Origin of the sequence: Virgibacillus sp. DJP39 (genome assembly GCF_049310925.1) — a bacterium.
Lineage (GTDB): Bacteria > Bacillota > Bacilli > Bacillales > Amphibacillaceae > Virgibacillus_F.
Genome location: NZ_JBMERP010000096.1, coordinates 1 through 11,524 on the forward strand (window position 1 = coordinate 1; position 11,524 = coordinate 11,524).

An 11,524-nucleotide genomic window follows, 5' to 3' on the forward strand; every position below is an offset into this window, starting at 1 on the left:
TTGCTGTCTTTAAAAGACAGCAAGTTTTCTCGCAGTAAAGAAAGTATAAAAACTTACTTTCTGCAAAATTAGGCTTTCACCATTAGCCAAGTATTCTATTTTATTTTGCTTGAAGTTCTTTTTGGTACTGCTCGAACTCAGTCGGCGTACAACGCACCCAGTGACGTGGTGCAACTTCTCTAAATTCAGATTCCTCATCAACGTTATGAACTGTCGGGTCATACTCTGTACGTCTACGATTACGCTCATACTCAGGGTCAGGTAATGGGATAGCAGAAAGTAGTGACTTTGTGTAAGGGTGTATAGGGTTTTTATACAACTCATTACTGTCAGCCAGTTCTACCATATTTCCATAATACATAACCCCAATACGATCACTTAAATATTTAACCATTGATAAATCATGGGCAATAAACAAGTACGTTAATCCGTATTCACGTTGTAACTTCTTCAACAAGTTTACTACCTGCGCTTGAATTGACACATCAAGCGCTGAGATAGGCTCATCCGCAATAATAAACTCTGGTTTAACTGCAAGTGCACGTGCAATACCAATACGTTGTCTTTGTCCACCACTAAATTCATGCGGAAAACGTGTGGCATGTTCTTTGTTTAGACCTACTGTTACAAGTAGTTCCTCAACGCGTTCCTTACGTTCTTTTGCATCTTTTGCAAGGTTATGAACATCGATACCCTCAGCTATGATATCCATAACAGTCATTCTCGGGTTCAACGAAGATGATGGATCCTGGAAAATCATCTGCATTTTACGGTTGAATTTTTTCATATCAGCAGTAGACTTTTTACCATGAACATCTTCACCTTTAAATTTGACACTGCCATCTGTTGCTTCATATAATCGAATAATTGTTCTGCCGGTTGTAGATTTACCACAGCCTGACTCTCCAACCAATCCGAACGTTTCACCTTTATATATATCAAAGTTAAGTCCGTCAACTGCTTTAACGATACCTTTTCTTCCAATTTTAAAATGACGCTTTAAATTACTAACTTCTAAAAGTTTCTCAGCTGTCATGTTATTCACCTTCCTTAACGCCAGGAGTTACCCCAGATGATGCAAAGCCATCCATTCTTTTCTGCACAGAAGCAGGTGGTTCAACTTTAGGAGCGTCTTCATGCAATAACCATGTTGCAGCATAATGTGTATCAGATACTTTAAACATTGGAGGCTGCATTTCCTCATCAATTTTTAATGCATATGCATTTCGTGGTGCAAATGCATCACCTTTTGGTGGAGAAGTCATATCCGGCGGACTTCCCGGAATGGTAATTAAGTCTTCATCGTTATCATCCAAGGTAGGCATTGAACCTAAAAGTCCCCATGTATATGGATGTTTTGGATTATAAAAAACCTCTTCCGTTGTACCAATTTCAACTATTCTTCCTGCATACATAACTGCGACACGGTCAGCAACGTTTGCAACTACACCCAGGTCATGGGTGATGAACACGATAGCGCTGTCCGTTTCTTTTTGTATATCTTTCATTAACTCTAGAATTTGCGCCTGGATTGTTACATCAAGTGCAGTAGTTGGCTCATCCGCAATTAATAGCTTAGGGTTACACGCTAGTGCAATTGCAACAACAACACGTTGACGCATACCACCAGAAAATTGGTGTGGATACTGATGCAAGCGCTTTTCGGCTTGTGGTATTCCTACAAGTTTCAATAGTTCTACCGCGCGTTCTGTTGCATGCTTGCGATTCATTTTCTGATGCTTCATTAAGCCTTCCATAATTTGATTACCAATTTTCATCGTTGGATTTAGTGATGACATTGGATCCTGGAAGATCATAGAAATATCTTTCCCTCGAATCTTTTGCATTTCTTTTTCGGATTTTTTAACTAGGTCTTCACCTTCAAACATAATGGATCCTTCTTTTATTACACCCTGTGGTTTAGGAAGAAGGCGCATAATAGCTTTTGTTGTTACAGATTTTCCTGATCCTGATTCACCAACAATTGCTAAGGTTTCTCCTTTATTCACATCAAAAGTTACACCGCGCACCGCTTGTACCTCTCCACCATAGGTGTTAAATGATACGTTAAGATCATTAACTTCTAGTAATTTACTCATTTATAAACACCTGCCTTTTTATTTGTGCATTTTAGGATCAAAAGCATCTCGCAGTCCATCCGCTACAATATTAAATGCAATCATTATTACAGAAATTACAATTGCTGGATATAATAGCATGAAAGGATAAATTCTAATATAAGAGAATCCTGTATCAATTAATGTACCAAGTGATGCTTCTGGAGGTACTAATCCAAGACCGATAAAGCTAAGGAATGCCTCGAAAAATATAGCACCCGGAATTGTAAACATTGTATTAATGATAATAACACCACTGATATTGGGCAATAAATGACTTGTAATTATTTTACGTGTCGGTGAGCCCAGCGTTCTCGATGCTAATACAAATTCCATGTTTTTAATTTTCAGTACTTCTCCACGGACTATCCTGGCCATGCCGATCCAACCTGTTATCGTCAGGGCTATCGTTATCGACAATATACCTGGCTGGAGAATAATAATCATCAGCAATATTACAACTAGGTTCGGGATACCAACAAGAACTTCTATAATACGCTGCATTGTGTTATCTACTCGTCCACCATAATAACCTGAAATTCCTCCATAGGCTACACCAATTACAAGGTCAATAGCTGCCGCTAAAAAGGCAATGTATAACGATACACGAGTACCTCTCCATAGACGGGTCCACTGATCTCGACCTAAATTATCAGTTCCTAACCAGAAATAACTGTCATTCAGCTCTTTTGCTTCATATATATGGTATGTTGCTGCAACAGTTGCCGAGTCTTCTGTACCATTACCTTTATCTATTACTTCAATATCAATAAACTCTTTTCTATTGTCGTAACGCATATAGGCATCTGTTGTAGCCTTTTCAACGGTATCGTCTGAAAACTCTCCTTCATGTGTTCCATCAAAACCTAACCAGTCGATATTTTCTAGCGCTGCTACACGTGGTGGCATTGTTCCCCTAGTAACGTCCTGGTCATTATATCCATATTTATTCATGCTTGGGCCAAATATACTCAGAACTATAATAATAAACAGTACGATCAGAGAAAGAATTGCTAGTTTATTTTTCAAAAATGTTCTTGAAGCATCCTGTAGAAAAGTTCTACTTGGTTTTGCAATTTTTTCACTTGTATCTTCTTCTCGTTTGAGGGGTTGTAAAAGTTCTTTTGGTATTTTATTTTGATCCATTTTTAACTCTCCCCTCCTGCAACTCTAATTCTAGGGTCAATCACACCATATAAAAGATCGACTACTAAAATAATTACAACAAACAAAAATGCAAACAACAATGTTGTACCCATAATAGTTGGATAATCATTAACCATAACGGAAGAAACGAATTGGTCTCCTAATCCGGGTATAGCAAATATCTGTTCGATAACAAGCGTACCTGTCATTAGTCCAACTGACATTGGTCCAATTACTGTTACGAGTGGAATTAACGCATTACGAAGTCCATGTTTAAACACAATTCCAGTTTCAGAAACACCTTTTGCTCGTGCTGTGAGGATAAAGTCTGAACCCAGAACCTCAAGCATTTCTGTTCGTGTGAATCGTGCTGATACTGCCATTGGAAAAATCAATAATGCTATGGTAGGGAGTACTGAATACTCAAATCCTTCCCATAATGCGACAGGAAACCACCCTAATTTTACAGCTAGTCCCCACTGCAAGAGACCTGCAAATACAAAGGAAGGGATAGATGTACCAAGTACAGCTAATATTGTGGAGCCATGGTCAAGAAAACCATTATGGAAAACTGAGGCTATTAAACCAAGAAGGATCCCTAATAGTGTACCAACTAGCATAGCCTGGAAACCTATCTGTATAGACGGACCAATCCTATCCATGATTATATCTGTTACTGGTGTGTTTGAGAACGCAAAGGATATACCTAAATCTCCTTGTACAAGTCCACCCAAATAATTCAAGTATTGAATTGGAACGGGATCATTAAGTCCATACTTTTCTAATACAATTTCAGCTTGCTCTTCTGAAAGTTTGTTTTCAACATTAAGCGGACTTCCTGGTAATAGTTTCATAAGGAAGAACGATATTGTAGCAATTAAAAATAATGTAACGGCCATATACGCAATACGTTTCAGTATATATCGTGTCATACTTGCACCTCCCAATAATTTTGTTCATTCATGTTGTAAAAATTCGACTGTTTATAATTATATGACTCTTTTTAAACATTGGAAAAGAGAGTATACGCCACTTTTGGAATATACTCCCTTTTACCAATTCTTACCTAGCATATTCTACTTATTTTCATAAATATTTTTGCTTATTTAGATTTAACACTTGCCCACTTATACTCATAAGTAGCACCCATTGGGTTGTTGATTACACCTTCAATTTTAGGTGAGATTAATTGTGCGCGAGCAGCTTGATACAATGGTGCAACTGCTGCTTCTTCAGCCAAAATCTTTTCAGCTTCTAAGAAAGCTTCAAAGCGTTTAACTGGATCAAGAGCTAGTTCGTTACCTGCTTTTGCAATTAATTCATCATACTTAGCATTTGAGAAGCCCATGTGGTTGTTTCCACCATCAGTTACCCAAAGGTTTAACCAAGTATTCGGGTCAATATAGTCAGGACCCCATCCAGCAAATTGAATGTCATAGTTCATGTTTGTATCTAATTCAAGACGTTGTTCGAATGGTACTTGCTTCAATGTAATTTTTAATCCATCAAGATTAGTTTGCATTTGGTTAGCAAGGTATTCGTTCATGATTTTAGTAGTTTCGCCGTCTCCACCAAGGAATTCAAGGCTAACTTCTTCTTTACCAATTTCTTCTAATCCTTTTTTCCAAAGCTTTTTAGCTTCTTCAACATCAAAAGTAACTAGATCTCCATTAATATCACGGAAGTCTTCCCCAGTTTCAGGGTGAGATACGAATTTTTGTGGTACATAACCATTAGATACGATTGATCCGTTATTAATAACTTCATCAACTAGAGCTTGCTTGTTAATTGATTTGCTTAGTGCTTTACGAATATTAACGTTAGCTAGAGCATCTGATTTAGTTTGGTTAAATTTCAAATAGAACAATGTAGTTTCTGGTGTAATGATAAAGTCATCATGTGATGAGTATTTATCAACAAGGTCAGATGAGATACCTGCACGGTCTGCCTTGCCTTTTTCATATAAATCTACCCCAACTTGTGGGTCTTTTACTACATCATAAGTCATTTTCTCTAATTGAACTGTGTCAGCATCCCAGTAATCTGGGTTCTTAACAAGGTTCCAAGAAGTTGACGTGCTCTTCCAGTCTTTTATAATGAAAGGACCGTTTGCTAATAATGTTTCAGAGCTTGTTGCATATTTGTCGCCTTGTGCTTCAACGAACTTTTTGTTAAGTGGTAAGAATGTACCAAAAGCAGTTAATGATTCAAAATATGGTGTTGGTTTTTCAAGCGTAACAACTAGTTTATAGTCGCCATCAGCCTTAACACCTAATTCTTCTGGTTTAGCATCTCCAGTATTTACAGCAGTAGCGTTTTTAATTACGCCACCCATCATGTATGGACCGTACTCAGAACCTACATCAGGATCTACTGCACGCTGCCATGCGTATACGAAATCGTGAGCAGTTACTGGGTCACCATTTGACCAAACTGCGTCTTCACGTAAGTCGAATGTCCAAGTTAGTGCATCTTCACTTACTTTATGATCAGTAGCAATACCTGGCATTAATTTTGTATCTTCACCTAAACGATATAAACCTTCCGCTGTTGTTCCTAAGAATTGGAAAGCATATTCGTCAGTAGCAAGTGAAGCATCCATTGACGGGATTGTGTCTCCGTTCAAGAAATTAAGTACTTGTTCTACTTCTTCAGCTGGTTCCTCTGCAGGCTCCTCTGCTGGTTCTTCTCCTGTGTCGCCTGTATCTGTGCCGCCCTCTTCTTTATCAGAGCATGCAACCATGAATATACTTAGCAAAAGACCTAATGCTAAGAGTAATGCAATTTTTGAAAATTTCATGGTATGTTGACCTCCCCTTTTTTTGTATTCCTGAAAGCTTGTGTAGAAAAAATATCTACAATAAGCATTATACAATTTTTCAAACTATTTTGCATTACTTTTTTTAAACTTTTTTTACAAAGTCTTATTAAAATAACTATCCAGCAAAAAAAGATAGGACTTATTACCTAGATGAAAACGCTTTATCACCTGCTATTCCATTCATTTATTTAATATCTTTCCTTTATATTTAATATAGGATTAACCTATCTATTTTGCTATAATTAAAGATATTCTATTTTCGAAGGGTGTAAAACATGGAACTCAAAAAAAATAAATGGATTTTTTTTCTTGTTAATCTTTTTGTAAGTGTACTTATATTCATCTTTTCTGAATCACATGATCTGAAACATTTTATTAACTCTATATTTTATGTAACGCTAGCATACTTTATCTTAATGTTATTCCTGTTCATTATTAAAGGACGTTTCTTTGATGGAATCTCATGGAGTTTCCGAAAGTTCCGCTCGGTTATGTCAAAAGAACGAGATTATTTAACGGAAATCGGTGATGTAACAATGCCTTCAGATCGTATTAGTATCCCTTTTTATCGGTTTATAGCTTTTCAAACAGCTGCTTTATTGCTGTCCCTTGTATTACTTCTTATTGTTTATTATATCTAGCAACATATACACCAGTTAGCATCACCAATATAAGACAAAACGCCTTCTGTTATAAATAGGTAGTTAAATCCTGCTTCCATAAATGTACGGACAGTTGCTTTTAGTTTTACCTGTGTGGTGCTATCTGTTAGTTACCCCCAATCTTAGATTGTATCTCACCGTAATTTATATTCTCTTGTTGATCAAACTTTATAGAGGGGCTATCTATATTTGAAGTTATCTTTGTAAGACTTCCGGTTATATAACCCGCATAAATGGTAGGAAACAAGGTTAAGCCAATTTGTCTAATTAACGATAAAGTACCTAGAGCAGACCCTTGTTCTCCGCTTTTTGCACTTTCTCCAACCAGCACATTTAGTGGAGCTAATCCAAATCCAGCCCCTATTCCTGAAGCAAGTGCAAGTGGCGCCAACCAATAGCCAGCATTTTCAACTGGAACCTGTAATACCTGTTCGACGTAGGCAGGGATGAAAATGATTCCCGCTAGAAACCCTCCTGACAATAACCCAAGTAATAATGTCAGCTGAAACTTTTTCTTTTTTAACAAGGAGATTGTAATAATTGGATCTCAATCCTGTTTCTCAAGCCTTTGTTCATGAAGAAGTAACATGATAAACAACATAAAATACAAGGATTACAAATACCAAAACATCAAATTGCAGTAAACTTTCAAAGAATGATTGGCTGTTCAGCCTGGTTATTCCTCACATGAGCGAGAGAATGGAACCTGCTAAAATAAAGCTTCCCAGTATGTCAATAGACTTAGCGTTATTCTGGATTGATTCATCAATTTACGATCCCACCAATAATAAGCCCGAGGGCACGCCCTTGCTTATCATTTGGTGAAGTTGACAAAATATGCGAACTTCCTATAATAAATATTCCTCCACCACCAAAAGCCTGTATTAAGCGAGCGATTAGTAAAAAGGTAAAAGACGGACTAAAGGCAACCAATAATGAACCTATTGCAAATAGCGCTACTTCTATTATAAATAAACCGTCCAAGGCCATGACGGTGATACATCAAATCATTCATTAATGGTGGTTAGCGCAGTACTAATGATTCCATTGTCGAGGCCGGCCATAAACACACCAATAGTAAACAGTGTAATAGCCCACTTTTGCGATTGCTTTTGTTGATATCCACTACTTGTCCCTCCCCTCTTAAAAAAGCTACTTTCTAGAGGATTGTTGTTTATACATTAAATCTATAAACTGCGACGTAACTTACCGCTACGGAAATACACTACGCTGGCATAGAACTAAACAAACGACCACCATGAATACTATATTGATTGGAGTGGAGGCAGAATACGTAGACTCCTGCGGGAACAGCACGCGTCCGAAGACCCCGGAAGAAGTGTTCTTTGCTTCTGAGGAGGCTGAGGCTGAGGCCGTGGAAAGCGAAGTGTTCTGCCGGAACGGCGTCGAGAAAGTTTTCACTACGCCGCATTTCACATCAACTTCGAAGATTAAAAAGCAACAAAACTTATGAAAGAACCAAAAAAAAGAAGATAGAGCTATAAAGATAAAGCTCTACCTGTGGTTAATTACTTAAATAAGTTACTGATTGATTCGAACAACTCACTAAAGAAATTTGCTACCTTCTCCCAGAATCCTGCATCCAACCCTAACTCATCCGCTTTATCTTTTATTGTTCCTGTTAGATCTTCAAGCTGATTTTTCACTTTCCCGAAATCAATATTTAAATCACGCATTTTATTAAAAAGATCTATAAGCATTTGGCGATCTGCTTCACTCAATGAAATGTTTAGTTTGCTTAACTGATCTTCTACGATTTTTTGCACTTCTTCTTCTGTTGCTGGGTTTTGTTCAGCAATTGCTTTTTTAATTTCAGTCAACAGCTCACTAACTTTTTCCTGGCTAAGACCTTCTTTTTCAGCGAGGTTAGTTGCAACTCCAAGTTCTTCATTTGCAAGTTCCATCCGGTCTTTATCTAATTCAACACCTTGTACATCATATGCTTTGTATATTCCAGTAAGAGCTGAATGACCTGTAACCTTAACTGGTGATGCGACATCTACAGTTGCATTCTCCACACCTGCAGTTAATAGTGCATTCGCATACATTTCACTAGAAACCTGAGTGATTTTTTCTGGGGTTACTATGTTGATTACCAGCCCCGTGCCCTCTTCTTGTCGCACAATTTTGGCTGATGAGAACATGCGGGCATCTGGGTTTCCGTTAATGTATTTTGCCGCATCCTCCCCAGTGATTTCAAATTCTTCCACTGTCTCGTCTTTTTTTACATTTAATAACTTACGGGCTTCCTCTTTTTGCGCATCAGATAAATTAGCACCTAGCACCAGAATTGGCACTCCCAGTTTCTCATTAATAGTTGTTGATGCAGCTGCTGGTAATGATACACCGATTACAAAGCTGAAAGTTAATAACAGCATCATTATAATTTTAATAGACTTCTTCATTAGAAACGTCACTCCCTTTGTTCTATATTTTACCATAAAGATCCAAGTAGTAAATTGAGCAAATAGCTTTATATTTACTTCGTATTTCTATATATTTAGGGTACCGAAGTAATAATGAAGGAAGGGCTTTAACATTATAGATCAAGATCCTACTATTAAAAAAAATTTAATTATCATGTGGTTCGCAAACTTTTTTATTGCCGGAAGTATGACAATGATTCTTCCATTTATTTCTTTATATATAGAAACTTTTGGTAATTTTTCCGATTCTTATGTCCAAAGCTGGTCTGGTTGGATTTTTGGTATTACCTTTGTAACGGCTTTTATTTTCTCCCCAATATGGGGCAGGATCGGTGACAAATATGGTAGAAAAAAGATTCTAATTATTTCTGCTTCAGGACTGGGTTTATCTGTTTTAATGATGGGGTTCGCAACATCCGTCATGGATCTCTTTATTTTGCGGTTAATTATGGGTGTTTTCACTGGATTTATCCCAACCTCTCAAGCCTTTATAGCGACACAAACACCAAAAAGTATCGCTGGAAAGGTTCTAGGTACATTACAGACTGGAAGTATAACAGGCGCACTCGCTGGACCATTGCTGGGTGGGGCCCTAGCTGACATATTTGGCTATGCAACGACATTTAAATGGACATCAATCACCTTGTTCCTTTCTGCACTTATTGTTGTGTTTGGTATAAAAGAAATACTGGTCAGGTTTGAAGACGATGAAGAACATACCAATTACTCAAGTAAACAAGTTTTGATGCATATTGTTCGTCAACCAGTATTACTGATCGTTATGTTAATTTCCATGCTTGTTCAAATCGCTCATTTTAGTATACAACCAATATTATCTTTATATGTCGCTGATATACATGGTCCAGCAAGTATCGCCCTGTTTTCAGGTATGGCTTTTTCCGCTGCTGGACTCGGTAATCTGCTCATGGCAAAACAGTGGGGGAAAATTGGTGACCGGGTTGGTTATGTGAAAATAATGATCGTTTTATTATTTATGGCTGGTATAGTTTATTTCCCTGGTGCGTTTGTTACAAACATTTGGCAGTTAATCGTACTCCGCTTTTTACTGGGAATATCAATTGGCGGAATCATTCCAGTACGTATAGCTTACATCAGGCAAGCTGCGCCACTCTCTATGCAGGGCGAGGTACTCGGCTATAATACAAGTTTACGCTTCTTGGGTAATGTGATAGGCCCAGCTCTTGGTGGGATGTTAGCTGGATTCTACGGGTTCTCGGCTGTATTCTTTGTGACAAGTGCATTGCTTGTGGTGAGCGGGGTTATTATGGTGGTCACTTGGTTTAGGCATGAATATGAAGGAAAATATCAGCATGCTTTTTCATCTCATCGAAGTTAGTAGGTCTTCATCATCTGTTTCTAACCTAAAAAACCTCTTCTACTATCAGAAGAGGTTTTTACTTTATTTGTTTAGCTTAGAAGTACAAAGTAAAAGTTTAAAGTTCAAAAAAAGTTTTGAAAATTTAATCTAAAATAGAAACTATATATTCCCCTCTAGATTCTCCAGTTTTAATGATATTAAGTTCTTTAAGTTTAGATAAGTTTTTGGCAATACTAGAACCCGATGCATTTAACATATCATCAAATAATTGGCGGTGAAAGTGTTCTCCGTCTTCCATGCGGGCTATAATTTCAAACATTGTCCGGGAATGCCCTTTACCTAATAATTCTTTGACATGTTTTATTCTGTCATAACGCTGAAGTTCATTTAATACCTTCATAAGGGATTCATTAATGCATTCTAAATAGAACATCAAAAATGGCTTTAAATCCCCTTTTGTGGCTAGCATAAGCGTATCATAATATTCTTCGATTCTTTTATCAAAAAACTCCTCAACGCTAAACGCATCCTTTATTGTACTTAAATCTGGATGGATAAGCGCAACGAGTGTTGAAAAGGCACGTGCTGTTCTCCCGTTCCCATCAGGGAATGGATGAACATAACCTATTACATGGTGGGAAATTGCCGATATTAATAATGGATGAATTTTATATTGATAATTCACTTGTTGATCATACTGATTGTCATGACCTGTTACACTAGTATATAACCAATTAAAAAATGCCTCCATCAAATTTGGAACTTCAATATAAGCTGGTGGAATATAACTCGTTTGTCCATTTCCGTCCTCTAACGAAACAGGAATTAAACGATAACCATCAGGATGCCCAGTCAAATCCTTCATTAGAAGTTCATGGGTATTTTTTAGTACTTGTTCATTCATATCAGAAAAATTCTGCAGTGGATTTAGTTTAAACAAATATTCGTAGGCCTCAAAAACATTTCTTACTTCTACCTTAAACTTTTGAGAC

At 37.3% G+C, this 11,524-nt stretch carries 12 protein-coding genes; 3 read left to right on the forward strand and 9 right to left on the reverse strand.

What is annotated here, in order from left to right; genetic code table 11:
* Positions 1-100: 100 nt before the first annotated feature.
* From ACOI1D_RS19175 to ACOI1D_RS19195, 5 genes are all read right to left on the reverse strand, one after another.
* The gene (locus tag ACOI1D_RS19175; protein WP_422503532.1) at positions 101-1,036 is read right to left on the reverse strand and encodes an ABC transporter ATP-binding protein; all 936 of its coding nucleotides are present in this window, start codon (positions 1,034-1,036) and stop codon (positions 101-103) included.
* A 1-nt stretch (position 1,037) separates the two neighbouring features.
* A complete protein-coding gene (locus ACOI1D_RS19180) occupies positions 1,038-2,099 on the reverse strand; it encodes an ABC transporter ATP-binding protein (RefSeq protein WP_422503533.1) in 1,062 nt (353 codons plus the stop codon).
* 18 nt (positions 2,100-2,117) lie between these two features.
* Positions 2,118-3,263 (reverse strand): oligopeptide ABC transporter permease, encoded by a 1,146-nt coding sequence (opp3C, locus tag ACOI1D_RS19185; RefSeq protein ID WP_422503535.1) that lies wholly within the window; start codon positions 3,261-3,263, stop codon positions 2,118-2,120.
* A gap of 2 nt (positions 3,264-3,265) precedes the next feature.
* On the reverse strand, positions 3,266-4,195 hold the full coding sequence (gene opp3b, locus ACOI1D_RS19190; protein WP_422503536.1) for an oligopeptide ABC transporter permease: 930 nt from the start codon (positions 4,193-4,195) through the stop codon (positions 3,266-3,268).
* A 170-nt stretch (positions 4,196-4,365) separates the two neighbouring features.
* On the reverse strand, positions 4,366-6,063 hold the full coding sequence (locus ACOI1D_RS19195; protein ID WP_422503537.1) for a peptide ABC transporter substrate-binding protein: 1,698 nt from the start codon (positions 6,061-6,063) through the stop codon (positions 4,366-4,368).
* 296 nt (positions 6,064-6,359) lie between these two features.
* On the opposite strand from ACOI1D_RS19195, the gene ACOI1D_RS19200 reads away from it, so the two are divergent.
* Positions 6,360-6,725, forward strand: a complete 366-nt coding sequence (locus ACOI1D_RS19200) for a DUF3899 domain-containing protein (protein WP_422503539.1) — start codon at positions 6,360-6,362, stop codon at positions 6,723-6,725.
* A 127-nt stretch (positions 6,726-6,852) separates the two neighbouring features.
* Here the strand turns inward: ACOI1D_RS19200 and ACOI1D_RS19205 are convergent, their stop codons facing one another.
* Together ACOI1D_RS19205 and ACOI1D_RS19210 are read right to left on the reverse strand one after the other, a co-directional pair.
* Positions 6,853-7,272 carry a hypothetical protein gene (locus ACOI1D_RS19205; RefSeq protein ID WP_422503540.1) on the reverse strand — a complete coding sequence of 140 codons (420 nt, stop codon included), beginning with the start codon at positions 7,270-7,272 and terminating at the stop codon, positions 6,853-6,855.
* Positions 7,273-7,511: 239 nt separating this feature from the next.
* On the reverse strand, positions 7,512-7,730 hold the full coding sequence (locus ACOI1D_RS19210) for an MFS transporter (protein WP_422503542.1): 219 nt from the start codon (positions 7,728-7,730) through the stop codon (positions 7,512-7,514).
* Between the two features lie 274 nt (positions 7,731-8,004).
* Here ACOI1D_RS19210 and ACOI1D_RS19215 point away from each other — a divergent pair, with 274 nt between their 5' ends.
* Positions 8,005-8,220: a hypothetical protein gene (locus tag ACOI1D_RS19215; protein ID WP_422503543.1), complete on the forward strand. Its 216-nt coding sequence runs from the start codon at positions 8,005-8,007 to the stop codon at positions 8,218-8,220.
* Positions 8,221-8,275: 55 nt separating this feature from the next.
* On the opposite strand, the gene ACOI1D_RS19220 is transcribed toward ACOI1D_RS19215, so the two are convergent.
* On the reverse strand, positions 8,276-9,172 hold the full coding sequence (locus ACOI1D_RS19220) for a DUF1002 domain-containing protein (RefSeq protein WP_422503544.1): 897 nt from the start codon (positions 9,170-9,172) through the stop codon (positions 8,276-8,278).
* 208 nt (positions 9,173-9,380) lie between these two features.
* Here ACOI1D_RS19220 and ACOI1D_RS19225 point away from each other — a divergent pair, with 208 nt between their 5' ends.
* On the forward strand, positions 9,381-10,550 hold the full coding sequence (locus ACOI1D_RS19225; protein WP_422503546.1) for an MFS transporter: 1,170 nt from the start codon (positions 9,381-9,383) through the stop codon (positions 10,548-10,550).
* Positions 10,551-10,674: 124 nt separating this feature from the next.
* Here the strand turns inward: ACOI1D_RS19225 and ACOI1D_RS19230 are convergent.
* Positions 10,675-11,524: Fic family protein (locus ACOI1D_RS19230; protein WP_422503547.1), on the reverse strand; the 850-nt coding region annotated here is incomplete at its 5' end.